Origin of the sequence: Actinocrinis puniceicyclus, assembly GCF_018283645.1 — a bacterium.
GTDB lineage: Bacteria > Actinomycetota > Actinomycetes > Streptomycetales > Catenulisporaceae > Actinocrinis > Actinocrinis puniceicyclus.
Genome location: NZ_JAGSXH010000046.1, coordinates 1 through 25147, shown reverse-complemented (window position 1 = coordinate 25147; position 25147 = coordinate 1). Strand labels below are relative to the sequence as shown.

The 25147-nt window shown below is 71.7% G+C and carries 22 protein-coding genes; 7 read left to right on the top strand and 15 right to left on the bottom strand.

The genetic code is table 11. From position 1 onward, the window contains the following. Window positions 1-712: 712 nt before the first annotated feature. Window positions 713-2788 carry an alpha-L-arabinofuranosidase family protein gene (locus tag KGA66_RS14565; RefSeq protein WP_211468645.1) on the top strand — a complete coding sequence of 692 codons (2076 nt, stop codon included), beginning with the start codon at window positions 713-715 and terminating at the stop codon, window positions 2786-2788. A gap of 21 nt (window positions 2789-2809) precedes the next feature. Here the strand turns inward: KGA66_RS14565 and KGA66_RS14560 are convergent, their stop codons facing one another. The 10 genes from KGA66_RS14560 to KGA66_RS14515 form a co-directional block, all read right to left on the bottom strand. Then, entirely contained in the window at window positions 2810-4357 is a 1548-nt protein-coding gene (locus tag KGA66_RS14560; RefSeq protein ID WP_211468644.1) for a hydrogenase large subunit, read from the bottom strand. Beyond that, complete coding sequence (locus tag KGA66_RS14555) at window positions 4357-5838, bottom strand: proton-conducting transporter transmembrane domain-containing protein (protein WP_211468643.1); 1482 nt, start codon at window positions 5836-5838, stop codon at window positions 4357-4359. Before KGA66_RS14555 ends, KGA66_RS14560 begins: the two co-directional genes overlap by 1 nt. Next, the gene (locus tag KGA66_RS14550; RefSeq protein WP_211468642.1) at window positions 5838-6491 is read right to left on the bottom strand and encodes a hypothetical protein; all 654 of its coding nucleotides are present in this window, start codon (window positions 6489-6491) and stop codon (window positions 5838-5840) included. Before KGA66_RS14550 ends, KGA66_RS14555 begins: the two co-directional genes overlap by 1 nt. Before the next feature lie 28 nt (window positions 6492-6519). After that, a complete protein-coding gene (locus tag KGA66_RS14545; protein WP_211468641.1) occupies window positions 6520-7464 on the bottom strand; it encodes a respiratory chain complex I subunit 1 family protein in 945 nt (314 codons plus the stop codon). Beyond that, window positions 7461-9488: a proton-conducting transporter transmembrane domain-containing protein gene (locus tag KGA66_RS14540; protein ID WP_211468640.1), complete on the bottom strand. Its 2028-nt coding sequence runs from the start codon at window positions 9486-9488 to the stop codon at window positions 7461-7463. The genes KGA66_RS14545 and KGA66_RS14540 overlap by 4 nt, the downstream gene beginning before the upstream one ends. Then, window positions 9485-9979 (bottom strand): NADH-quinone oxidoreductase subunit B family protein, encoded by a 495-nt coding sequence (locus tag KGA66_RS14535; protein WP_369015873.1) that lies wholly within the window; start codon window positions 9977-9979, stop codon window positions 9485-9487. The genes KGA66_RS14540 and KGA66_RS14535 overlap by 4 nt, the downstream gene beginning before the upstream one ends. 73 nt (window positions 9980-10052) lie before the next feature. Further along, window positions 10053-10388: an ArsR/SmtB family transcription factor gene (locus tag KGA66_RS14530; RefSeq protein ID WP_211468638.1), complete on the bottom strand. Its 336-nt coding sequence runs from the start codon at window positions 10386-10388 to the stop codon at window positions 10053-10055. Between the two features lie 5 nt (window positions 10389-10393). Continuing rightward, a complete protein-coding gene (locus KGA66_RS14525; protein WP_211468637.1) occupies window positions 10394-10609 on the bottom strand; it encodes a hypothetical protein in 216 nt (71 codons plus the stop codon). A gap of 184 nt (window positions 10610-10793) precedes the next feature. Continuing rightward, complete coding sequence (locus tag KGA66_RS14520) at window positions 10794-11984, bottom strand: RNA polymerase sigma factor (RefSeq protein WP_211468636.1); 1191 nt, start codon at window positions 11982-11984, stop codon at window positions 10794-10796. Beyond that, a complete protein-coding gene (locus KGA66_RS14515) occupies window positions 11974-12315 on the bottom strand; it encodes a YciI family protein (protein ID WP_211468635.1) in 342 nt (113 codons plus the stop codon). Before KGA66_RS14515 ends, KGA66_RS14520 begins: the two co-directional genes overlap by 11 nt. 224 nt (window positions 12316-12539) lie before the next feature. Between KGA66_RS14515 and KGA66_RS14510 the strand changes: the two genes are divergently transcribed. The 4 genes from KGA66_RS14510 (at window position 12540) to KGA66_RS14495 (ending at window position 18233) form a co-directional block, all read left to right on the top strand. Further along, entirely contained in the window at window positions 12540-13970 is a 1431-nt protein-coding gene (locus KGA66_RS14510; protein ID WP_211468634.1) for an MFS transporter, read from the top strand. Between the two features lie 25 nt (window positions 13971-13995). Further along, the gene (locus tag KGA66_RS14505) at window positions 13996-14445 is read left to right on the top strand and encodes an SRPBCC family protein (RefSeq protein WP_211468633.1); all 450 of its coding nucleotides are present in this window, start codon (window positions 13996-13998) and stop codon (window positions 14443-14445) included. 431 nt (window positions 14446-14876) lie between these two features. Further along, complete coding sequence (locus KGA66_RS14500) at window positions 14877-15917, top strand: dihydroorotate dehydrogenase-like protein (RefSeq protein ID WP_211468632.1); 1041 nt, start codon at window positions 14877-14879, stop codon at window positions 15915-15917. 267 nt (window positions 15918-16184) lie between these two features. Next, window positions 16185-18233, top strand: a complete 2049-nt coding sequence (locus KGA66_RS14495) for a phosphocholine-specific phospholipase C (protein ID WP_211468631.1) — start codon at window positions 16185-16187, stop codon at window positions 18231-18233. 180 nt (window positions 18234-18413) lie between these two features. Here KGA66_RS14495 and KGA66_RS14490 read toward each other — a convergent pair whose 3' ends face one another. The 3 genes from KGA66_RS14490 to KGA66_RS14480 form a co-directional block, all read right to left on the bottom strand. Continuing rightward, a complete protein-coding gene (locus tag KGA66_RS14490; RefSeq protein ID WP_211468630.1) occupies window positions 18414-19712 on the bottom strand; it encodes a citrate synthase in 1299 nt (432 codons plus the stop codon). A gap of 152 nt (window positions 19713-19864) precedes the next feature. After that, the gene (locus KGA66_RS14485) at window positions 19865-21232 is read right to left on the bottom strand and encodes an outer membrane protein assembly factor BamB family protein (RefSeq protein ID WP_211468629.1); all 1368 of its coding nucleotides are present in this window, start codon (window positions 21230-21232) and stop codon (window positions 19865-19867) included. Window positions 21233-21598: 366 nt separating this feature from the next. Further along, window positions 21599-22036 carry a hypothetical protein gene (locus KGA66_RS14480; protein WP_211468628.1) on the bottom strand — a complete coding sequence of 146 codons (438 nt, stop codon included), beginning with the start codon at window positions 22034-22036 and terminating at the stop codon, window positions 21599-21601. 253 nt (window positions 22037-22289) lie between these two features. On the opposite strand from KGA66_RS14480, the gene KGA66_RS14475 reads away from it, so the two are divergent. Continuing rightward, the gene (locus KGA66_RS14475; RefSeq protein WP_211468627.1) at window positions 22290-23474 is read left to right on the top strand and encodes an aminotransferase class V-fold PLP-dependent enzyme; all 1185 of its coding nucleotides are present in this window, start codon (window positions 22290-22292) and stop codon (window positions 23472-23474) included. Window positions 23475-23551: 77 nt separating this feature from the next. On the opposite strand, the gene KGA66_RS14470 is transcribed toward KGA66_RS14475, so the two are convergent. Next, on the bottom strand, window positions 23552-24142 hold the full coding sequence (locus tag KGA66_RS14470; RefSeq protein ID WP_211468626.1) for a hypothetical protein: 591 nt from the start codon (window positions 24140-24142) through the stop codon (window positions 23552-23554). 186 nt (window positions 24143-24328) lie between these two features. Between KGA66_RS14470 and KGA66_RS14465 the strand changes: the two genes are divergently transcribed. Continuing rightward, window positions 24329-24769 carry an SRPBCC family protein gene (locus KGA66_RS14465; RefSeq protein ID WP_211468625.1) on the top strand — a complete coding sequence of 147 codons (441 nt, stop codon included), beginning with the start codon at window positions 24329-24331 and terminating at the stop codon, window positions 24767-24769. Window positions 24770-24960: 191 nt separating this feature from the next. On the opposite strand, the gene KGA66_RS14460 is transcribed toward KGA66_RS14465, so the two are convergent. Then, a partial coding sequence (locus KGA66_RS14460) for a hypothetical protein (RefSeq protein WP_211468624.1) occupies window positions 24961-25147 on the bottom strand: 187 nt, incomplete at its 5' end.

The following is a 25147-nucleotide window of genomic DNA, read 5'->3' as shown; positions in this document are numbered from 1 at the left end:
GCCGGTGTCGGCGATCGGGATCAGCGCCAGACCGGCCCGCTCTCTTATGCTCGCCTCCACGGCCGGCACGTCGTCCGGGGTGATGAACGGCTTGACCGGCGACCGACCTCAAGGATGAGGGCACCAGCGGATCACGATCCCGTCTTCCGCGCAGGTGATCCAGCGATCGCGATAGAGCTCCGTCATACCGGGATCATGCCGCCGGCCGCGGGGCCGGGGAACAGAGGCGTCGGACCCGTGGTCAGCAGGCCGAAATCCGTCGAACCCGACCACTGCCGTTCGAAATGTTTCGAGGAATTCGGAATGCGCCGTGGTGCATCGTGTGTCAGGGCGCTGCCGGCGCAGTCGTGCCGCGCGGGAGACGTGAAAGTTTCCCCGCGACGCGGCCGATCGCGCGGCCGCTTTCGTGAAGCATTCCTGGTATCCACACCGCGGCACTCGTTCGGGGCGCCGCCGGACCGCACGGTTGCCGGGCGGTCGACAGCCCTTGCCGCTCCATGAGGCTGCGGCTGCCCGCGTGGATCGATCCGACAGGTGTTTACGACCGGACCCTGAGATGTTTCGAAATTATTGACGAAACATTCGACGCGCGCCATAGTGGCGGCCGTCGCTCCGCGTGCACATGCGACTCCGCCGGGAGTTCGGCTTCGCCGCGGCGCATCGCTTTCTGTCAGCGATAACAACGTGAATTGGCGGGAAAGGCGGCGGAGCAGTGAGCGAAGGTCGCAAGGGAATCACCCGACGGGCGGGCCTTCAGGGCTCTTTGGCGGCCGGGTTGGCGAGCGCGCTGCCGGCCAAGGCCGCCGCCGCGGCGTCATCGCAGGTCAGCGCAGTCATCGACGTGGCCAAGACCGGCGAGGCGATCCCGAAGTTCCTCTACGGCGCCTTTTCCGAACACATCCAGGGCTTCATCTACAGCGCCCTGTGGGCCGAGGTCCTCAGCGACCGGAAGTTCTACTACGCCGTCGACAACCAGGATCCGTCGGTGCAGAAATGGCGGCCGCTCGCGCAGCCCGAAACCGTGACGATGGATTCGACGGCCCCTTATGTCGGCGCGCACTCACCGGTCGTGTCGCTTTCCCCGTCGCAGCGGCGCGGAATAGCGCAGTCCGGCCTGGCGCTCGCCGAGACGGACTACGTCGGCCGGATCGTCCTCTCCGGCGACCCCGGGGCGCACGTGGTCGTGACGCTGTCCTGGGACAGCGGTCCGGGCCAGAGCGTCGTCGTGCCGGTCAAAAGGCACTGGGCGAGCGTCGCGCTGAGATTCTCCTGCCGGGCGGGCAGCACGAACGGGCGACTGGAGATCGCGGGCACCGGAACCGGGAGCTTCAAAATCGGAGCGGTCTCCCTGATGGCGGCGGACAACGTGCACGGCTTTCGCAAGGACACGGTCGCGCTGCTGCGGGCGATGGACTCCGGGATGTGGCGCTTCCCGGGCGGGAACTTCACCTCGGGACACGACTGGAAGGACGCCGTCGGCGATCCCGACCGGCGAGCGCCGAAATGGGACTACGTGTGGAACTATCCGCAGTCCAACGACATCGGCACGGACGAGTTCCTGACGCTGTGCCGCCTGATCGAGGTGGAGCCGTATCTCTGCGTCAACAGCGGCTTCGGCTCGGCCCGCGAGGCGGCGGAACTCGTGGAATACGTCAACGGGGACGCCGACAGCCCGATGGGCCGAGTGCGCGCGGCCAACGGACACCCGGAGCCGCGCAGGGTCAAGTACTGGAACATCGGAAACGAGATGTTCGGCTTCTGGCAGCTGGGCTACATGACGCCGTCGCAGTACATGATCAAGCACAACCTCTTCGCCGAGGCGATGAAGAAGGCCGACCCCTCCATCACCCTGGTCGCCTCCGGCGCGTTCCCGGCGAGCCTGACGATCCACAGCGAGCCGTTCTACATCGATCCGGACACCCGCAAGATCGTCCACCCCACGCCGGTCATCGTCGAGTACGGATCCGAAACCGACTGGAACCACCGGCTGATGAAGAACGCCTGGGGCAACTTCGACATCATCTCCGAGCACACCTACGGCGATCCGCGCCGCTACGACCTGACTCTGGGGGAGCGGGTCGACGTCACCGAGTCGGTGCTGGACTCGGTGCGCCGGGGAGCGAACTACATCCACGCGGTGCGCGAGGACTGGGAGCTGTACAAGAAGGACTTCCCGATCGAGCGCGACAACATCAAGGTGAGCATCGACGAATGGGCCTTCTTCGCGCGCGGGCTCAGGGGCGTGTTGGCCAACGCCCTGATGCTTCAGGAGATGTTCCGCAACACCGACTTCATCGCGATGGGCGCCTACACGACGGGAATGAGCTGGCTGTCGTACAACGGCACCGACTCGACCTACAGCGAACAGGGCTTGCTCTTCCTGCTCTACCGGCAGCACTTCGGCACCGTCCCGGTCGCGGTCTCCGGCGACTCGCCGCAGCCCGCGCCGAAGTGGCCGGCCGGCGGCGACCAGCCGAGCGTCACCTCCGGAAGCCCGACCTACCCGCTCGACCTGTCGGCCGCGCTGACCGCCGACCGCAGGACACTGACCATCGCGGCGGTCAACGCGACCGCGGACGCGCAAAGCCTTGAGGTCAGCCTGCGCGGCTTCAACCCGCGCGCCCGTGGCCGGCTGTGGCGCCTGACCGGACCGAGCCTGGACTCCGGCAACCAGGTCGGGCAGCCGCCGCAGGTGACGGTGACCGAGACCGGGTTCGACGTCGGCGAGGGCGCGCTGTCAGTCGAGCCGTACAGCGTCGAGATACGCGCCTACACCCGGCGCGACTGAACCGGCGCCGCGACGGCGCGCTCACAGGTCGTTGCCGGCGTAGGAGAGGTTGAAGCTCTTGTTGACCAGCGGGAAGTCCGGGACGATCGCGCCGGTCAAGGCCACGGGCAGCGCGGGCCAGTTGAAGAACGAGGGATCGGCGACCTTGACCCGTTCCAGCGTGCCGTCGGGGGCGAGCTCGATACGGTGCACGATGGTGCCGCGCCAGCCCTCTGCGATGCCGACCCCGCTTCGCTCGCGGCCGGGGGCGCGGATCTCGGCCGGGGTGTCGTCGAGGCCTGAAGCCGGCAGCAGCTCGCCGAGATCGTCGAGGTAGTCCACCGAGCCCTGGAACTCCCGGGCCCGCACCTGGAAGCGGGCCAGCACGTCGCCGCCGGTCTCCAGCACCCGCGGCGCGGCGGGCAGCTGCGGGTGGGCGGGGTGGTCGTGACGCGCGTCGGTGTCCAGGCCGCTGGCGCGGGCGACGTAGCCGAGCGTCCCGAGCGCCCGGGCCTGCTCGGTGGTCAGCGGCGCGGTGCCGGTGAACCGGTCGCGCACCACGCTGTGGCCGAGAGCGAGCTCGGCCAGCTCCTGCACGTCGCGGGCGAGGGCGCGCAGCCGGGCCGGGTCGGGGCGGGTGAGCAGCCGGGCGCCGCCGGGCACGATGCCGCCGCGCAGCAGCCGGTGGCCGGTGGTCTCGGCGTTGATGCGCAGCAGTTGCTCGCGGATGCGTCCGGCGTGCGCTCCCAGGATGCCGTGGCCGACGTCGGTGCACAGCGCGCCCAGGTCCGTGACGTGGTTGTAGAGGCGTTCGAGTTCGAGCAGGAAGGCGCGGGCGGCCTCGGCGCGCAGGTCCGGTCGCACCTGCGCGGCCTCTTCCAGCGCGCGGCAGTAGGCCAGGGCGTGGCCGACGGCGGTGTCGCCGCTGACGCGCTCGGCCAGGGGCAGGCCGCGCGCGGGTGTCCGGTTTTCGAAGAGCCTCTCGACGCCCTTGTGGACGTACCAGAGGCGGGCCTTGAGCTTGAGGATGGTCTCACCGACCACGCTGAAGCGGAAATGTCCGGGTTCGATCAGGCCCGCGTGCACGGGGCCGACGGGGATCTCATAGACGCCGGGGCCTTCGACGGTCAGGAACGGGAACGGGGCCGGATCGGGGTCCAGCGGCGGACGCGCCCCGGCGTCCGCGCGCATCGGATGCCAGGTGTCGGGCCACGCGGGGTGGCGCACCAGGGGGCGCGCCAGCGGATGCCCTACCGGCTCGACGCCGAACTGGTCGCGCATCTCGCGTTCGAAACGGGCCGCGGGAAAGCTGAGCGCGGCCAGGCTCGGCACGGCCGGGGCGGCAGGGTCGAGCGGCACGGTCAGTTCGACGCGGGAGTCCGGGCGCGCCGCCAGGAACAGGTACACCGCGTGCATCGCCTCGCCGCGCGCGTCCTCGGGACCGCGGTGGGAGGCGTGCGCGAGCGCCAGACGGTATCCGCGCTCCAGCAGGGCCGCGGCGCGGGCGGTCAGCTCGTGCGGCTCGGTCGCGACGGGCGCGGCCTGCTGCCCGCTGCGTTCGCCGCGCGGCAGGAAGTCCAGGTCGTTCATCAGCGCCCGCCCTGCGCCGCGAGACCCAGCAGGGTGGTGACGGGCCAGGCGGTGACGCCGAGGGCCGCCACCGTGACCAGGCCGGTGACCAGCGGGCCCCAGGCGGCCGGGCCGAGCCGGGCCGCCGCGACCGGTTGCGTTGCGCCGCCGGACGCGCCCGGGTCCTCGTCGCCGAGCAGCATCCCGGCGGTGTGCCGGGCCAAGGCGGCGAAGGCGAGCAGTGCGAGCAGGAACGCGGCGGTGACCGGGACGCCCAGGTGCGCGGCGAAACCGGCGCGGGCGATGCCGAGTTCGGAGGCGAACAGCGAGAACGGGGGCAGGCCGAGCAGGGCGAGGATCGCGGCGGCCAGGACCCCGCCGAGCGCCGGTCGCCGGATCGCCAGGGCCCTGACCTGGTCGATGCGGGTGGTGTGCTCGGCGCGCAGCAGGTGGCCGGAGGCGGTGAAGGCGACGGTCTTGGCCAGCCCGTGTCCGGCGATGTGCAGCAGCAGCGCGGCCAGGGCCAGGCGCGTGCCGATGGCGGCGGCCACCGCTATCAGGCCCATGTGTTCCATGCTGGAGTAGGCGAGCATGCGCTTGTAGTCGCGCTGGGCGAGCAGCAGCAGTGCGGCGACCGCGAGCGTGGCCAGGCCGGTGATCAGCAGCAGGGTTCTGGCGAAGGCGGGGCCGAGCGCCGCGTCGGCGATCTGCTTGACCCGCAGGATCTGGACGAAGGCCACCGCCAGCAGCACCCCGGACATCAGGGCACTGACGGGCGCGGGCGCCTGGCTGTGCGCGTCGGGCAGCCAGGCGTGCAGCGGCGCGAGCCCGGCCTTGGCGCCGAAACCCAGGATCATGAACGCGGTGGCCATCCTCGTGACCGCCGGGTCCAGCGCGCCGGCGTGGGCGGTGAGCACCCGCGGATTGAGCGCGGTGGCCTCGGAGAGCCCGGCGTGCCGGGCGGCGTCGTAGAGCACGACGATGCCGAGCAGCGCCAGGGCGATGCCGACCGAGCAGACCACGGTGTACTTCCACGCGGCCTCGACGGCGGCGCGGGTGTGGCCGAATCCGACCAGGAACGCGGTGACGATCGTGGTGGCCTCGATCGCGATCCAGGCCACGCCCAGGTTCCCGGCCAGCGCGCCCAGGCACATCGCGGCGAGGAAGAACTGGACCAGCACGCCGTAGCGCCGCCCCGATCCGCCGCCGTGGGCGTGCTCGGCGGCGAGGTAGCCGGGGGAGGCGGCGCAGGCCAGGGTCGCGACCGCGCCGACGACCAGGAGCAGGAACGCGGACAGGGCGTCGGCGTGCAGCCAGCCGCCCAGGGCGTCCAGCGGGGCGTCGCGGGTGACCCGGACCGCGAGCGCGATCGCGCCGCCGAGGATCACGGCCGCGGCGGCGGTGCCGAGGTGCGCGGTCGGCCGGCGCCAACCGGCCAGGGCGTAGCCGAGGGCCGCCAGCAGCGGCGCCGCGATCGGCAGCAGGAGCAGCAGGAGATCCATCAGTCGCGCAACTCCCGCATCTCGTCCAGGTCGCTGCCGCCGAACAGGTTGCGCATCCGGGCCGTGAGCACCCGCAGCACCAGGACCGCGAGCAGCAGGTCGAAGGAGACGCCGAATTCGACCAGCAGCGGAACGCCGGCGGCGGCGAGGAACGCGACCGCGGTGATCCCGTTGTCCAGCAGCAGGAAACCGACGATCTGCGACAGCGCCTTGCGGCGCGTCACCAGGATCAGCAGCCCGATCAGGACGACCGAGAGCCCCACGGGCAGCGCGCGTGCGGCGGGGGTGTCCTCCAGGCGCACCAGCGGCTGGGCGACCGTGTACGCGAGCAGCACCAGCGCGACGGCGGCCAGCAGCGACGCCCCGACGTTGATGAGGGGCGCGGACTCGCGGTCCTCGGCGCGCGCCGCGATCGCCCTGCGCACCAGCGTGGGAAGCAGCGCGGCGCGCAGCAGCGCGACGCCGGCGGCGACCCCGTACAGGTCGGGGCGCGCGTCCTGCGCGCCGAGGATCGCCGCGATCGCGGCGAGCGCGATGCCCTGCCCGCTGAGCCACGCGGTCTGCGCCCGCACGTCGCGGCGCCACAGGATGGCGACCGCGCACAGCAGGAACAGCCCCGCGGCCAGGTCGAGCAGTTCGGCGCGGTTACTCATCGGGCGTCTCTCACCGGGATCGTCATCCTCAGGCCAGGAAGAAGGAAGCGCTCACGGCGAGCACCGCGAGCAGGAACGAGCCGGCCAGCAGCTCGGGGACGCGGAAGAGGCGCACCTTGGCCATGAACACCTCGCCGGCCGCGATCAGGCAGCCGAGCAGGAGCGTCTTGCCCGCGAACGCGGCCAGGCCGAGCAGCAGGCGGGCCGGGTCGGCGGTGGTGGTGATGCCCCACGGCGCGAACAGCGCGCTCCACAGGCCGAGCAGCACGGTCAGCCGCATCGCCGCGCCGAGTTCGACCATGGCCAGATCGGGACCGGAATACTCCAGGACCATCGCCTCGTGCACCATGGTCAGCTCCAGGTGCGTGGACGGGTTGTCCACCGGCAGCCGCCCGGTCTCGGCCAGCACCACCACCGCGAGCGCCACGGCCGCCAGCAGGTTCGCCGGGGAGGCCGGGCGGGCGCCGTGGCTGAGCGTCGCGGCCACGATCGCCGGCAGGTTGGTCGAGCCGACCTTCGCGGCCAGGGCGCACACGGCGGTCAGCACGGCCGGCTCGGCCAGCGCGGTGATCGTCATCTCGCGGCTCGCGCCCATCCCGCCGAACGCGGTGGCGGTGTCCAGCCCGGCCAGGGCGAGCGCGGCGGTGGCGAGCGTGAGCAGCGCGACCACGGCGATCAGGTCCGCCCCCGCGCCCAGCCCGGTGCGTGTGGAGAGCAGCGGGATCGCCGCGGCGGCCACCCCCGAACAGGCCACGCCCAGCAGCGGCGCGAACCGGAACGCCGCGCCGGTGCCCTGCGGGTGCAGTGGCGCCTTGCGCAGCAGTTTGAGCAGGTCGCGCCAGGGCTGTAGCACCCCGCCGCCGGTGCGGCCCTCCATCCGGGCGCGCAGCCGGCGCATCGCGCCGACCAGCAGCGGCGCGCCGAGCAGCACGAGCAGCACCTGGGCGAGCGAGACCAGGACCGGGGCGCTCACCGGGCGGCCGCCAGCACCAGCAGGAGGATCACGACGCTGCCGAAGCCGTAGCCGAGGTAGCGGTGCACGCTGCCGTCGGCCAGCGCCCGCGCCGCGAGCCCGGCGCGGCGGACCGTGTGCACGACCGGGTTGTAGAGGCGGTGCTCGACCCGGTCCGGGACCGCGCGGCTGTAGGCGATCCGCTCGACCAGGTACGCGGACTCGGCGTGCGGGGTGACGTCGAGGTCCGACTCGGGCGCGAGCACGTCGTCGAACACCCGCTGTAAGGGCTCTGCGAACGAGGTCGCGGTGTACTCCATCCGCGCGGTGAGCGGCGGGGCGCCGCAGTCCCACAGCGGCGCCGTCGCCCGCTGTCCGGCGCGCCGGGAGACCAGGGCCAGCCCGGCGCGCAGCAGCACCAGGGCACCGAGTGTCACCGCGACGAGCATCAGCGGCCAGAGTGTGGAACCGAGCGCGGTCAACTGGCGCGCGACGCCGGCGGAGACCCGTGGGCCCCCGCCCGGCACCGCGCAGGCGGTGGCGCGGGCCAGCGCCGGGCCCGCGGCGCCCGGCAGCACCGCCAGGGCGGCGCACGCCGCGGCGGCCAGCCCCATCCCCGTGCGCATCGATCCGCGGGCCTCGTGGGCCTGTTCGGCCGCGCGCGACCTGGCCTTGGCGAGGAACCCGGTGCCCAGTGCCTTGACGAAGGTCGCCACCGCCAGGCCCGCGGACAGGGCGATCGCGCCGACCGTGACCGGCAGCACGACCACGACGAGCGTTCCGGGCACGGCAAGGCCGTGGATCAGCGATTGCAGCAGCAGCCACTCGGACGGGAAGGCGGCCCCGCCCGGCAGCGCGGCCGCGCCCAGTGCCCCGAGCGCGAACACCCCGGTGGTCACGGGCATCCGGGTCCGCAGACCGCCGAGCTCGTCGAGGTCACGGGTGCCGGTGGCGTGCAGCACGGATCCGGCGCCCAGGAACAGCACGGTCTTGAAGGCGGCGTGCGCGGCGGTGTGCAGCAGCGCCGCGGCCAAGGCGAGGACGGCCAGGGCCGGGTGCCCGGAGTCCTGGAACACCCCGGCGGCGCCGACGCCGACGAGGACCAGACCGAGGTTCTCCACGGTCGAATACGCCAGCAGGCGTTTGAGATCGTTCGCGACCGCCGCCTGTACGATCCCGTATACGGCCGAGAGCGCGCCCAGGGTCATCGTGGTCAGCCACCACCAGCGCGACCCCGCGCCCATCAGGTCCAGGCCGAAGCGTACGAGGCCGTATATGCCCAGGTTCACCATGGCCGCGCTCATCAGCGCCGAGACCGGGCTGGGCGCCTCCGGGTGGGCGCGCGGCAGCCAGGCGTGCAGCGGCGCCATGCCCGCCTTCGACCCGAACCCGATCAGCAGCAGCACGAACACGCCGCCGCGCACCGCCGGGGAGATGCCGGCCGCGGCGATCCGCAGGCCGGCGAAGGTCTCGGTGTGCGCCGCGGCGCCGAGCCACAGCAGCCCGGTGAGGATCGCCACCAGACCCAGGTGGGTCATGACCGCGTACCAGACCCCGGCCTCCCGTACCCGCCCGCTCGCCGGATCGCCCGAGACGACCAGCAGCAGCGAGCACAGCGCCATCAGCTCCCACGCGACCAGCAGCGTGGACACGCTGCCCGCCGCGGGCACGAGCAGCAGGCTGAACGCGAAAAGCGGCCACAGCGCCTGCGCCCACCTGCCGCGCCCCGGGCCGGAGGCGTATCCGATCCCGTAGATCGACGTCGCCGAGACGACCGCGCCCGCGATCGCGAGGAACACCCCGGACAGCGCGTCCACCTGCAGAGTGACTCCGGAGAGCGCGAACAGGTCCGGCAGGCGTGCCGCATAGGTGTGCCCGGCCAGGGCCGCGCCGCCCGCCACCGCCCCGGCCGCGCCCAGCAGCGCGCTGAGCGTCCCGACCAGTCGCACCCTGATGCGGTCCGGGGCGCACAACGCCGCCGCGGCCGCACCGGCGGACAGTCCCGCGGCCACCGCGAGCGCGGTACCGGGCAGGTTCACACTCACCGGCCGGTCACCCGGCGCAGAGCGGCCACGATCTGGTCCGGCGCGGGCGGGCAGCCCGGCACGGCCAGGTCCACCGGCACCACGTCCGCCACCGCGCCCTCGACCCCGTAAGCCCCGGCGAACTCACCGCAGTCGATCGCGCAGTCCCCGACCGCGACCACCACCCGCGGCTGCGCGGCGGCCTGATAGGTGCGGCGCAGCGGCTCGGCCATGTTGCGGGTGACCGGACCGGTAACCAGCAGCACGTCCGCGTGCCGGGGCGAGGCCACGATCCGGGCCCCGTAACGCTCCGCGTCGTATACGGGCCCGAACGCCTGGCCGATCTCGATCTCGCATCCGTTGCACGAACCCGCGTCGACGCACCGCACCTGCGCCGAGCCTCTCAGGGTTCGTATACGTTGGGCCGGATCCGCCGCCGCCGGCTCGGGCCGGGGCGGCGCCGGTTCGGCGACCCGGCCCACCGAGACGATCTTGCGTAACAGGCTGAGCACGGCGATACCCACTCACGACTTCGACGAGGACGAACACGACGGGACGGCGCTTCCCCCACGGGTCAGGGGCGGCTCATGGGGCGCCCGTCTCCTGCAACGCGGTCAGCAGCTCGCGTTTGTCCACCAGAAGCTCGGTCAGGATCCGCCGCGCGGCCAGCATCAGCTCCGAGACGTCCGCGCCCGCCAGCGCGTACACCACCGTCGAGCCCTCCCGCGTGGCGGTCACGATCCCGTACCGGCGCAGCACCGCCAGCTGCTGCGACAGGCTGGACGCCTCGATGTCGATCTCGGCCAGCAGTTCGCGCACCGGTTTGGGACCGTCACACAGCAGTTCCAGCACCCGTATGCGCACCGGATGCCCGAGCACCCGGAAGAATTCGGCCTTGGCCTGGTACAGCGGCACCGGCATCGCGCTCACACCCCGCCCGGCCCGGGCACCGCGCGGTCTTGCGGCGCGTCGTCGCCGGGCAGCTCGACCTGGTGCTCCGCGGCGATGTCCAGCAGATAGCGCAGCCTCTGCCCGTAGGACTTGATCCCGGCGTAGTCCCGGTCGGCGCGTGCGGCCGCGAGCCGGTGGCGCGCCTCTGCGACCTGCGCGCGCAGCACCGCCTCGAACTCGCCCGTCGCCATCCTCACCACACCGTTCCGCCGTTTCACACCTGTCCGCCGTCTGACGGGTCCATCATGAAGGAAAATGAAAAAGTCTTCAACTCGGCGACATTCAACTCAGCGACCTTCAACTGAGCGGGTCTTCAACTCGACGTGGCCCGGTGCTGTGCTTCGGTCTTCCTTCGCCGGCCGCCCGGCGGCGCGGTCAGCCGCCGGGTTGCAGCGCGGCGAGGCGGTCGCTCAGGAAGCGCCGCTCGGGATCGCTCTGCGCGAGCTCCAGCGCCCGCCGGTACGCCTCGCGGGCCTCGCCTCGGCGCCCGGCGCGGCGAAGCAGGTCGGCGCGGGTCGAGTGGAAGTAGCGGTAGTGATCCAGCGCGAGGCCGTCGAGGATGACCAGGGCGGCCTCGGGTCCGTGAATCTCGGCGAGGGCGATGGCCCGGTTCATCTCGACGATCGGCGATCCGGTCTGCCGGGCGAGGCTCTCGTAGAGCGCGGCGATCTGCGGCCAGTCACGGGGCTGGTGCATGTGCAGGTCGGCGATGGCCGCCTGGACGGCGTACGGGCCGGCGTGGCGCCCGCGGGCCAGCGCGGCCTGCAGGATCCGGCGCCCTTCCGCGATGCGCTCCTCGTCCCACAGCGCGCGGTCCTGCTCGTCGAGCGGGACGACCCGCCCGTCTCGGATCCGCGCGGATCGGCGCGCGTCGTGCAGGAGCATGAGCGCCAGCAGTGCCAGAGCCTCGTCCTGCTCGGGCATCAGCTCGGCCAGCGCCCGGCCCAGCGCGATCGCCTCGCCGGCCAGGTCGATCCGGCCGCCGCCCCAGCCCTCGTTGAAGATCAGGTACACGACGGCCAGGGCGGCGGCGAGCCGGTCGGGGAGCCGGTGTCCGGGCGGCACCGCGAAGGGTATGCCGGCGTCGCGGATCTTGCGCTTGGCCCGGGTCAGCCGCTTGCTCATCGTCTCGAACGGGACGAGGAAGGCCAGCGCGATCTCCTCGGTCGACAGGCCGCCGAGGGTGCGCAGGGTGAGCGCCACCTGCGCGTCGAGGGCCAGCGCCGGGTGGCAGCACATGAAGATGAGTTCGAGTCGTTCGTCCGGGATGGCCGCGCCGTCCGGCGCCGCCGTGGCCTCGGCTGCGGGTTCGATGTCGCGCGCCAGCAGTTTCGTCTTCGCGGCCAGCACCCGGCGGCGGCGGATCTGGTCGACGGCGCGGTTGCGCGCGGTCGCGACGAGCCAGCCGGCCGGGTTGGCCGGTTCTCCGTCCCGGGGCCAGCGCTCCGCCGCGATCGCGAAGGCGTCCGCGGCCGCTTCCTCGGCCAGTTCGATGTCGCCGAGGATCCCGGTCAGCGTCGCCAGCACGCGGCCCCAGTGATCGCGGAAGACGGCGTCAAGCGCCACGGAACGTTCCCTCGATGACCGGCCGTATCTCGATCCCGCCGCCGGTGCGGGTCTCCTGCAACTCCCGGGCGATGTCGAGCGCCTGGTCGAGGTTCTCCGCTTCGATCATGATCAGCCCGGCCAGGTACTCCTTGCTGTCGACGAACGGGCCGTCGGTCAGCAGCGTCTTGCCCCCGTCCGCGCGCAGGGTGGTCGCCGACTCGTCGGAGTGAAGGCGAACCCAGCCCGTGACGTACGGCCGGGCCAGCACCGCGGCGATGGCCTCGTCGATCGAACCCGGGGTGTCGCGCGGCGCGGCGGGGCGGCCGTAGGCCAGCAGTGCGTACTGCATCAGTCCTCCAGCGACGGTTTCAGTGCGGTCCAAGTATCTGACGAAGCAACGCCCCGCGCGCGGGCCGCCCCGATGCGCCGACGCGCCGCGGGGCGCGGGGCGCGGGAAGATCCCGCCCCGCAATAGAAGATTCCGCGGCGAAGGTGTCCGTCCGGCGCCCCGCTGTTCGTCATCGCTGGCAGACCCGCCCCGAGGAGGCGGCACGCTCGAAAGGATCCGAGCCGATGACGAACACGGCGACCGCGTCCGCGGCGGCCCGGCTGCGCTGGGTGCTGGGCCTGACCTCGACCGCTTATTTCATGGTCGTGCTCGACTCTCTGGTCGTGGTCACCGCGCTGCCCAAGATGCAAAGCGACCTGCACGCGGACGTGGCGTCCCTGCAGTGGACGGTCAACTCCTACGGCATCGCGTTCGCCGCGGGGATCATCACCGCCGCGGCGCTCGGCGACCGGTTCGGGCGCCGGCGCGTGTTCAATCTCGGTCTGGCGCTGTTCACGCTCTCGTCGGCGGCGTGCGCCGTGGCGCCGGGCATCGGCGCGCTGGTCGCCGCGCGCACCGCGCAAGGGCTCGGCGCCGCCGTGGTCATGCCGCTGAGTCTGACCATCCTGGCCACCGCGTTCCCGCCGCAGCGACGCGGCATGATCGTCGGCGTCTACGGCGGCCTGGCCGGTTTGGCCGTCGCCGCCGGCCCGATCGTCGCGGGTGTGGTGACCGAGCGTCTCGACTGGCACTGGATCTTCTGGCTCAACGTCCCGATCGGCCTGGTGGCCCTGGTGCTGGGCGCCCGGTTGCTTCCGGAGAGCCACGGGGCGCCGCAGCGGCTCGACCTGGTCGGCGTCGTGCTCGTCAGCGGCGGCGTGGTCGCTCTGGTGTGGGCGCTGGTGCGGGGCAACGAGGTGGGCTGGTCCAGCCCGCAGATCCTCGCGACGCTGCTCGCCGGGCTCGCGCTCCTGCCGGCCTTCGCCGCCTGGGAGCGCAAAGCGGCCGCGGCGATGGTGCCGGCGCGGCTGATGCGCAACCGGGTCTTCGCGCTCGGCACGGTCACGACCTTCCTGATGTCCGGAGCCACGTTCGCCGCGGCGTTCCTGGTCACGCAGGAGTTCCAGCTCGCGCGCGGGTACTCGCCGATCTCGACCGGCGTGCGACTGCTGCCCTTCTTCGGCACGCCGATGCTCGTCTCGCCGCTGGCCGGCGCGCTCTGCGACCGGATCGGGCGCCGGCCGATCATGCTGGCCGGCCTCACGCTGCAGGCCGCCGGCTACACATGGGTGGCCGTGCGCGGCTCCCTGGCCACCGGCTGGGTGGAAATCGTCGTCGCGCTGCTCGTGGCCGGCATCGGCATCTCGATGGCGCTGCCCACCGTGCCCACCGCCGTTCTCAACGCGGTCGCCGAGGCGGACGTGGGCAAAGCGTCCGGGGCCAACTACATGGCGCAGCGCTTCGGCGCGGTCTTCGCGGTCGCGATCGCCAGCGCCGTGTTCGCCGCCCACGGCCACCTCGGCAGCCCGGCCGGCGTGAGCGCCGGGTTCCGCCCCGCCCTGTGGTCCTGCGTGATCTTCGCCGTGCTCGCCGCGCTGACGGCGGTCGCGATCACCGCGCGTGCGTCCGGGACGCCCGCCGAAACCCCCCGGGCCGACGTCCTCGTCGCCGCCTGAACCCGAATCACCGAAAGGAACGACTATGCCTGACATCCTGCACCGCATCAGCATCGACGCCCCGGTCGCGCGCGTTCACGACCTGATCGCCGGCACCGAAGGCATCGCCCGCTGGTGGACCGGACGGCCGCTCGACGGCAGCGCCGGGATCGGCGGCCGCTTCGGCGTCTACTTCGCGGACGCCGACAAACCGGCCGCGGTCATGCGGGTCACCGCCGACACGCCCGGCGAGATCAGCTGGCGCGTCGAGCAGGGCCCTGGTTCATGGCTCGACACGCTCATCACCTTCACCCTGCGTCCCCACGGCGAGGAGGGCACGACGCTGCTGTTCACGCACGCCGGCTGGCAGGAGGCGAGCGAGTTCATGAGCGGTTGCAGCACCAACTGGGGCGCCTATCTCACCAGCCTGAAGACCGGCGCGGAAAGCGGCCGGTTCACCCCGTACCCGCAGGGAGAGATCAGCCGCTGGAGCTGAGCTGAGCTGAGCTGAGCTGAGCTGAGCTGAGCTGAGCGGCCGCGACGCCGCGGGCGCCATCCCCGCCCGCGGCGTCCTGCGTCGGCTGCGAAACGCCGCGTCGACCGGCCGCCTGCCGGGCAGTGCGGGGCGCCGCCGGGAACCAGGTCCGGCGCACTCGGCCGGAACCACGTATCCGTTGCGTCTCAGGGCACTTCCGCAGACCGCTGATGACAAGGCCGCGCGCCCGCGACTTGCCGTGGCGCGAGGTGCGATCCGGACCGCAGTATCAGAGGTCAAACACGGCGGAAACGCACGCCCACGTGCCGGTCCCGGTGCGCGCCGCCGGTGTCTGACGCCCGGCCGGGACCATCGTCCCTGGCGGCGCGCGATCTCGCATGGTCTGCTGGACGGGAGAAGCAGTTCGCCGAGCCCGCAGCGCGGAGGCACCCATGGACTTGACCACCCGCTACCTGGGTCTACAACTGCGCAACCCGATCGTCGCCTCGGCCGGGCCGCTGGCGGGCACCGTCGCGGGGGTGCGCCGCCTTGCGGACGCCGGCGCGGCCGCGGTGGTGCTGCCGTCGCTGTTCGAGGAGCAGTTGCTGCGCGAGCCGGGCGGCGAGGCGGAGCACACCGTCCTGGGCACCGACGATCTCGCCGCGACGCTCGACTACCTGCCCCCGGGCGGCCAGCGGCACGGCCCGCGCGGCTACCTGGAGCTGATCAGGAAGTCGGCGGCCTCGGTGGGAGTCCCGGTGATCGCCAGTCTCAACGGCTTCACGACGGGCGGATGGACCGACTACGCCGCCGCGATGCAGGAAGCCGGCGCCGCGGCGATCGAGCTGAACCTGTACTTCCCGCAGGCCGATCCGCTCATGTCGGGCCAGGAGGTCGAGCTGCGCCACGTCGAAGTGCTCACCACGGTCAAGGCCGCAGTCAGCATCCCGGTCGCGGTGAAGATCGGACCGGCCTTCAGCTCCCCGGGGCAGATGGCGATGCGGCTGGACCACGCGGGCGCGGACGGCCTGGTGCTGTTCAACCGGTTCATGCAGGTCGGCGTCGATGCCGAGACCCTGTCGGTGAACGCGGCCTTCGAGCTGTCGCGCCCGGCGGACGCGGCCGTCGCGCGAGCCTGGATCGCCCGGCTGCGTGGCCGGGTCAAGGCCAGCCTTGCCGCCAGCAGCGGCGTGGACCAGGCTGGAGACGTCGCCGCGTATCTGCTGGCCGGGGCCGACGTGGTGATGACCACCTCGGCGCTGCTGCGGCACGGCCCGGAGCACATCGGTACGCTGTTGGACGGCTTGAGCGCCTGGATGGGGCGCAAGGGATTCACCGGCCTGGTCCAGGTGCGCGGCATGCTGGCCGACGCGGCGGCGGGCATCGGGGCGCAGGATGTGGCGGGCCGCGGCGTTGTGCCCGAGGAGCAGCAGCGCGCCGCGTATCTCAATGCGCTGCAGAAGGCGACCTCGCTCTACGGCCCGCACGCCTGAGAAAGCCGCGCGGCGCCCGCTTCTCGTCGCAGTCGCAGTCGCAGTCGCGCTCGCAGCCGCAGCCGCAGTCCCGGCCACCGTCAGTGCCGTCGCCACCATCGGCTCGCGGCGAAGTCCGCAGAGCGCTGAGGTGTGAGTCCACGCATCAGTTCGCTGCGGCTTCATCCGGTCTCCACCTTAACTTGTCTGGACAAGTCACCGCCGACTGAGAGACCTTCTCAGTGCGCCCCGCCCACGGGCACCCTGAGGAAAGGTCCTGATTCGACGATGTCACCGCTCTCCCGCCGCGCGCTGCTCGGCGTCGCCGCCGCCGGCGCCGGAACCGCGCTCGGCGCCCTGCCGCTGCGCGCCGCCCGCGCCCGGGCCGCCGCCACCGGGTCCATCACCGACGTGCGCCACGTGGTGATCCTGATGCAGGAGAACCGTAGCTTCGACCACTACTTCGGCACCCTCAAAGGCGTGCGGGGTTTCGGCGACCGCGCCACCGTGCCGCTCTCCGGCGGCAACTCGGTGTTCAACCAGCCGAACGGCAGCGGCCGGCAGTACCCGTGGAACCTGAGCAACGGCTCGGGCAACTTCATCGCCGGAGCGGAGACCCTGGCCCAGTGCGACGGCTCGCTCGACCACGGCTGGAACACCCAGCACCAGGCGTGGAACGGCGGCAAGATGGACGCCTGGATCGCCGCCAAGGGCTCGAACCGCACGATGGGATACCTCACCCGCTCCGACATCCCGTTCCATTACGCGCTCGCCGACGCTTACACCGTCTGCGACGCCTACCACTGCTCGATCCTGAGCGCCACCGGGCCGAACCGCACGTACCTGTGGAGCGGCATGATCGACCCGGCCGGCACGGCCGGCGGACCGGCCTACGACGGCGGCTCGGAGTCCGGACTGCGCTGGCAGACCTACGCCGAAGCGCTCCAGAACGCGGGCCTGAGCTGGAAGGTCTACCAGGTCGCAAGCGACAACTTCGGCGACAACGGGCTGGCTTACTTCACGCAGTTCGCCAACGCCTCCACCGGTTCCCCGCTCTACGCCAACGGCATGAGTTCGGTCCCGCGCACCACCGGCTCCACCCCGACCGACATCGCCGCCGCCATCAAACAGGACGCGCTGAGCGGCACCCTGCCGCAGGTTTCCTGGGTGGTGGCCAACCAGCAGTGCTCCGAGCACCCCGACGCCCCGCCGGAGGACGGCGCGCAGTTCCTGCACGAGGTCATCCAGGCGCTGGCCGCCGACGCCTCCGTGTTCGACTCCACCGTGCTGTTCGTCAACTACGACGAGAACGACGGGTTCTTCGACCACGTCCCGCCGCCGGTGCCGCCCGCGGGGACCGCGGGGGAGTTCATCCTCGGCGGCGTACCGATCGGGCTGGGCTTCCGGGTGCCGATGATCGTCGTCTCGCCGTGGACCCGCGGCGGCTGGGTCGATTCGCAGACCTATGACCACACGTCCGTGATCCGCTTCCTGGAGACCTGGACCGCCGCCCTCGGCACGCCGGCCGCCTGCCCGAACATCAGCGCCTGGCGGCGGCAGGTCTGTGGCGACCTGACCGGCGCGTTCGACTTCGCCAACCCGGTCTACGGCCTGCCCTCGACGCTGCCGGCCACCAACTCGTCGATCAGCATCTACTACTGCGACCTGATGGTGAACCCGTCCGCGTCGACGAACGCGCTGCCCGCCCAGGAATCCGGCACCAAACCCGCCCGCGCGCTGCCTTACCAGCCGAACGGCTACGTCAGTTCGATCCAGTACGGCGCGAACGGCCAGATCCTGCTGTGGATCGAGATGGCGAACCAGGGGCCGCAGGCGACCAGCGCCGCCGCGTTCTCCATATACGCCGACGCTTACCGCAGCGGTGGCCCGTGGCAGTACACGTGCGCGGCCGGCGGCACGGTCAGTGACTACTTCAACATCGGCACCGGATACGGCTCCGGCAAGTACGACCTGACCCTGACCGGCCCGAACCGCTTCCTGCGCCGATTCCAGGGCGACGCCACCGCGGCCGGACAGCACGCCGAGGTCGCCACGTCCTACAGCCCGGCGCCGGACACCGGAAAGCAGGCGGTCTGGTTCGCCATGACCAATTCGGGCTCTGCCGCGGCCACCTTCACGATCACTTCGAACCATTACCGCGGTGACGGGCCGTGGACGTACACCGTCCCGGCGGGCGGCAGCGTCTCCGACTACTTCAACCAGGTCGCCTACTGCGGTGGCTGGTACGACTTCACGGTCACGGTGAGCACCGACGCCTCCTGGTCGCGGCGCTTCACCGGCCACCTGGAGACGGGGCAGGCGAGCGTCACCGGCTGACCGGCGGCGCGGCCCGGCGGTACCCCGCGGACACGGCCTATCTCACAGCGCTGATTCATAGGCCGGTTGTGGTCGCGGCGCTTCAGAGGCCGGTGCGCGCACGTCTGTTTCATCGGGGGCATGTACGCCGCCGATGAAGCAGGCGTCGGAGGCCGGGCGGCCGGTCGCGGGCCGGCGGCGTCAGCGTTCGCCGAGCGGCGTGAAGTCCCTGACCGTCGCGCCGGTGTACACCTGGCGCGGCCGGCCGATCTTGGTGGCCGGATCGTTGATCATCTCGCGGTAGTGGGCTATCCAGCCGGGCAGCCGGCCGATCGCGAACAGGACGGTGAAGAAATCGGTCGGAAAACCCATCGCGCGGTAGATCAGCCCGGTGTAGAAGTCGACGTTCGGATACAGGCGCCGTTCGATGAAGTAGTCGTCGGACAGCGCGGTCTCCTCCAGGTCTTTCGCGATGCCCAGCAGCGGGTCGTCGGGGGCCAGGCGCGCGATCAGCGCGTCCGCGGTGCGCTTGACGATCGTGGCGCGCGGATCGTAGTGCCGGTAGACCCGGTGGCCGAAGCCCATCAGCCGCACGCCGTCGTGCTGGCCCTTGACCTTGCGCACGAACTGCGCGACGTCCACGCCGGTGGTGTTGATCTCCTCGAGCATGTCCAGCACGGCCGCGTTCGCCCCGCCGTGCAGCGGGCCGAAGAGGGCGTTGATGCCCGCGGAGACGCTGGCGAACAGGTTCGCCTGCGCGGAGCCCACCATCCGGACCGTCGAGGTCGAGCAGTTCTGCTCGTGGTCGGCGTGCAGCAGGAACAGCAGGTCCAGTGCCCGGGCCACGTCGGGATCCGGCTCGTACTGCTCGGCGGGCAGCCCGAAGGTCATCCGCAGGAAGTTCTCCACCAGGCCCAGGGCGTTGTCCGGGTAGAGGAACGGCTGGCCGATCGACTTCTTGTAGGCGTAGGCGGCCAGCGTGGGGAGCTTGGCGAGCAGACGCACCGTGGACAGGTCCACGTTCGGCTCGTCGAACGGGTTGAGGCTGGCCTGGTAGAACGTGGAGAGCGCGGAGACGGCCGAGGCGAGCACCGGCATCGGGTGCGCGTCGCGGGGGAATCCGTCGAAGAACCGCTTCAGGTCCTCGTGCAGCAGGGTGTGCCGGCTGATCTTCCCGGTGAACTCGGCGTACTGCGCCGCGGTGGGCAACTGCCCGTAGATCAGCAGGTAGCAGACCTCCAGGAAGTTCGACTGCTCCGCCAGCTGCTCGATCGGGTAGCCGCGGTAGCGCAGGATGCCCGCCTCGCCGTCGATGTAGGTGATCGCGGAGGAGCACGAGGCGGTGTTGGCGAAGCCGGGGTCGAGCGTGACCGCGCCGGTCCGCGCGAGCAGGCTCTTGATCTCGATCCCGCGCGCGCCCTCCGTGCCCGCGAGCACGGGGAACTCGACCTGCGAGCCGTCGATGCTCAGCGCGGCGGTGGATGCTGGTGAGTCGGACATACGAACACCTCGCGCGGTCGTTGCTGCCAGGGCGTGTCCCGATCCACGCTAGCGGCGCGGGCCGCTGCCGCCATCGGGCCATTCGGCCCAAGCATCAGCGACCCGGCGCTTGCGTCACCTCGTGGTGCACGGTGCGGCTGCCGCGCCTGACGTCACGCGCCGCCGACGGCGACGACCCCGTGGACGGTGCCCACGAACGCCTGGTCTCCGACCACGGTGGGCGTCACGAAGTTCGGGGCCGTGCTGCCGAGGTAGATCTGCGCCTTCGTCGCCCCGGTGGCCGGGTCGAGGGCGTAGAGCTCGCCGCCGAAGTAGTCCACGGCCCACACCGCGCCGCCGCCGAGCACCGGCGAACCCTCGGCCGGGACCGTGGACTTCCACAGCAGCGTCGGTGTTCCGTCGGCACCGATGGTCACCGCCTGCGGGCCGGTCGCGCAGGGCAGGTAGACGGTGTTGCCGGAGACCGCGGCCGTGCCGAAGGTCTGGCAGGTGTTGGCCAGCTCGGCGACCTGGCCTCCGACGCCGCCGAGAGCGCCGTTGCGCAGCACGTAGCCGTTGTTGGTCTTGCCGTCGACGTAGATGTACTGCCCGACCAGGGCCGGGGTCATCGAACCGAGGTCCGCGTCGCCGCCGTTCTGGGTCGCCCAGTCCGTCGGGGCGAAGTAATCGAGCCGTTGAAGGGTGGGCGACAGCTCGATTACCGAGTCGCTGCCGTCGTAGGATCCTGACGTGGCCTGGCCGTTTCCGGATGCGTAGAGCAGGTTGGCTCCGTCCACGACGCCGCCGCCGGTCTCCCAGATGCCGCCCTCGCGTGTGGTCGGCACGGCGAAGCTCTGCATGCCCGTGCCGTCAGTGGCCACCGAGAGCACCTGGCCGATGTAGTTGCCGCAGTCGCCGAACAGCCCGCCATAGGGTATGTAGATGCGGCCGTTGAGCAGTGTCAGGGCGCCGCGCTGCTGATACGTGATCGCGTCGCCCAACGGCGGCTCGATCTCGGTCTGCACCTCGATCGCCCCGGTTCCGGCATTGAGACCGAACAGGGTGTGGACACCGCCGGTCGTCTCCGCGACGGCGAAGACCCGGTTGGTGCCCGGGTCGTACACCATCGTGCTGGTGATGCCCAAGGGGGAGATGTCACCGCAGGGCAGGCTGGCGAGCGGTTCAGGCGAGCCGACGTGCGCGGACCAGAGAACGGCGCCGGTGCTGCGGTTGAGCGCGTAGATGGTGTCGTTCTCGGTGGCGGCCAGGACGCGGCCGCCGACGAGCAGCGGCTCGCCGTACACGGCACCGTCGAGCGGCGCGCTCCAGTCCACCGACAGCGTCGAGACGGGGTTGAGCTTCGTCTGGTTCCCGTCGCGCGTGTTGTTCAGGTGGTAGGTGGGCCAGTCGCCGGCGGTGACCTGTCCGAGGGGGACCGTCGCGGCTGCCGCCGCGTGGACGGTGGCGCTGGCGGTGGTGGCGGCGGCGCCACCACCGGCCAGAGCGGCGTATGCGACGAAGATCCCTGATGCCGCGATCATGCGTAAGCCAATCCTTCTCATGAGCTGCGACCCTCATCCGCTGCGGTGAACCTGGGCTGGACCGTGTTGAAGAAGCACGCCGGGCGCGCGACGCCACTTCTCCGGCACGGCCTGACCGGGCGGCTCACGTGGCCGGCCCACCGTCAGGCTTAGGGAGTAGGGGGGATTTGCGCCAGTGCCGTCCCCTTCGCAATCCGCACGGCCACCCGAATCCGCCTACTGACCCGTGCCGACGCGATGCGTGCAGACGCGGCGAGCTGAAACTTTCCTTCCGACCAGGCAAGTAGCGTCGCACCGGTGGCTGGGACACGGCCTGTGCGGCCGGCGAGACGCCCGAATCTCCGGACGCCGCGGCCCTATCCGCCACTACCTCTCAAACGCACCTGAATCAGCTTGTTTCGACAGGTGCGCGCGTATCGGGCGCATCTCGGCCCGTTCCGCCGCGCGCAGATCGGCGACCACCCGGCCGATGGGCTCACCGCCCCACTGCCGCGCACCGGGATACGTGCGCACGACATAGTCGTCGAACGCCCGCAGCGCGATCGTCCCGAAAGGCTGCGCGCCGATCCGCTCGGCATAGCTGACATGCTGGTCCGCCCGGAACGGCCCGACCAGGACGCGCGCGCCGCCGCGCCGGGCCGCGGACATCCGCCGCTGTATCGCCGCGAGATAGGCGCCGTACTCGGGCTCGGTCAACTCGCCCTGACGCGGTATCAGCTCCAGGTACTCGGATTCGTCGAGAACGATCGCGAAGCCGCGCCGGTTCGCGTTCCCGGCCGCCGCCGCAAGAGGAAAAGTGCGCATGATGCCCGCCTGAGTCGATTGAACCCGGACCGTTTTCGAGCCGGTCACTCCAGCATGCACGTTGTCTTCTCTTCGGGGGTGGAATTCTGTCTCTTCATATTAAAGGTCTAATACAATGCTTCGGCGACTGTCCTGGCTGCCCTCGCCGGGTGAGCGACACCGAACCACCCGGATGCGGCGCCGTTCTTTGTGCGGACCGGCTCTGTATGTGCTCGGGTGCCCCTTGGACCACCGTCGGATAGTCTCGACCGGCGTGAAGACGATCGCCTCCTCAGCCGCGCCGGACCGCCTGTACCACCCCGCACTCTGGCCCCTGGATCCGAAGCGAGCGCACGTGAACCACGGTTCGTTCGGAGCGGTTCCGTTGCCGGTGCTCGCCGAGCAGCAGCGCTGGCGCGAGCGGATGGAGGCGAACCCGACGGGGTTCTTCCGCCGCGAACTACAGCCGGCGCTGGAGGAGGCGCGGCGCGCGGCGTGCGCCTTCCTGGGTTCGGACGCCGAGGACCTGACGTTCGTCCAGAACTCGACAGCCGGAGCCGGCGCGGTCCTGGCCGGGTTCCCGCTCGCCGCCGGCGACGAGATCCTGGTCACCGATCACGTGTACGGCGCGGTGCTGCTCGGTGCGCGCAAGGCGGCCGCGCGGGCCGGAGCGTCGGTGGTCACGGTGCCGGTGGCGCTCGGGGCCTCGGATGAGGCGATGGTCGCCGCCCTGGCCTCCGGCGTGACGCCGCGTACCCGCCTGGCCGTGGTCGACCACGTCGCCTCCGCGACCGCGCAAGTGTTCCCGGTGCGGCGAATCGTCGCATCGCTGCACGCGCTCGGGGTCGCGGTGTTGGTGGACGGCGCGCACGCGCCCGGCCTGCTGCCGGTCGACCTGGGCGCGCTGGGCGCGGACTTCTGGGTGGGCAACTTCCACAAGTGGCCGTGCGCGCCGCGCGGCAGTGCCGGGCTGTACGTGGCTGAGCGGTGGCGGGACGCGGTGGGCTCGTTTCCGGTGTCGTGGCGCGAGCAGGAGGGGTTTCCGTACTCGTTCCTGCAGCCGGGCACGGTGGATTCGTCAGCGTGGCTCGCGGTGCCGGCCGCGCTGGAACTGTTCGGGGCGTGGGGCTGGGACGAGGTGCGCGAACGCAACGGGGCGCTGGCCGCGCACGGGCAGCGGCTGGTCGCGCAGGCCGTAGGCGGCGACGTGAGCGGGATGCCCGGCGTCGGCGAAGGCGTCGGCGCCGCCGGGTTGGCGATGCGACTGGTCCCGTTGCCGCAGGTGCCCGCAGACCAAGCGGTAGCGGACAGCCTGCGTGACCGGATGGCGGACGAGTTCGGGGTCGAGACGGTGATCAACGTGTGGGGCGGGTACACGCTGCTGCGCGTGTCGGCGCAGCTGTACAACGACCAGAGCGATTACGAGCGTCTCGCCGATGCGGTGCGAGCGGTGGTGTGAACCGGCCGAGCCGCGGGGTTCGCGGCACGGTCGGCGGGGCGCCCGCCTTCGTCGCGGTAGGTACTCATTCGTCGCGGTCAGGTGCTCAGCGGCCGCGTTTCGTCGAGGCCCCGGTCGGCCTGCGCCGCCCGCGCCGTGGTGTTGTTCGCGCTGCGTGACGAGCCGGAGCCGAGGAACACGCTGGCGGCGATCGCGGCGAGCACCCCGATGAGGAACCCGAGCAGCAGGCCCCCGGCGAGGGTGTCGCGGTAGGTGTCGGCGGTGGCCATTCCGGAAACGCCCGCGTAGGCCAGGGGCGTGCACAGCAGCCCGGCCGCGGCGCCGGCGAGCGTGGTCGCACCCCAGACACCCAGGAACAGGGCGATGCGGCCGCGGTTGTGGGCCGCGGCCGTGGCGAGCAGGGCGGTCAGCACGACGAGGGCGGCATCGAAGACCAGGGGCGCGAGCCAGTGGGCGGTGGCGTTCGCCCCGGAGCGCGGGGTGAAGCGCCAGCCGGTGAGAGCGATCGGCTGGAACAGGTCGGCGATCCAGTGGTTGGCGCTGCTCGCGCGGCTGTTGCGCCAGCCCTGCAGGGCCTGGTTGCCGAGGGCCGCGGTGACGATGAGGGGGACCGCGGCTGCTGCGGCGACCGCGGCGGTGGTGCGGATGCGTGACGCTGCATCGGCCATGTTGTCTCCCAAGAACTTTTGCGGGCAGTGTCCGCTCTGGTGGGGGCGGTGGCAAGCGGCGGGCCGCCGCGGGTGCGCCGAGCGGTGGCGGGCGTGCGTCGTGCGGGCGGATGTGTCGCAGAACGGGGATAGGGTGGGACAAAGCCGAATCGGGTGAATTGTGTGAGTGCGTGAGGGAGCGGCGGAATGGGACGGGTGCGGGCCGTGACGAGCCGTCAGATCGGAGTGTCGGCGCAGGCGGTGTTCGAGGCGCTCGCGGATTACGCGCAGGTGCGGCCGAAGATCCTTCCGGCTCAGTACAGCGGGTATGCGGTGCGTGAGGGCGGGGTCGGCGCGGGGACCGTGGCGTCCTGGCGGTTGGCCGCGACGCAGCGGCGGTCACGGGACGTGCTGGCGCGAGTGTCGCAGCCTGCTGCGTTAACGCTGGTGGAAGTGGATGAGAATTCGTCGCTGCGGGTGACGTGGACGGTCAGCGGCCAGGGGAATGTGGCGTTGGTGACGGCGGAGGCGGTCTGGAGCGGCGCGCGGGGGATCGGGGGCTTCTTCGAGCGCAGATTCGCGCCGAAAGGGATGAACCAGATCCACGACCGGGTGTTGGCGGGGTTGGCTGAGTACGTCGGGGGGTGATCGCCGGATGGCGAGGACGTCCCGGCGCGATCGCGGGGCCGAAGCCCGGTGACGGGAGAAGTCTGGTGACGCGGGAAGCCCGGTAACGCGAGTCGCCCCCGGCGTGGCCGGGGGCGACGATGCGCGGGTTGTCCTGTCCGCGGGTTGAGGCGCCGGTCAGGGCGCCTCAACCGCGCGGCGGGGTGTGGCTGCTAGGAGACCGGCGGGTAGGCGTCGGTCACCAGCTGCTGGAACTGCGCGGCGAACCAGTTGCCGGCGGGGACGTTGTAGCCGGGGATGGCGTCGGTCGGGTAGGTGCCGCCGTTGCCGTCGCTCTGGGTGCCGTTCGGGTCGCAGTGCGGGTCGCCGTGCGTGTGCGTGGCGGTCGGGTAGTCGCCG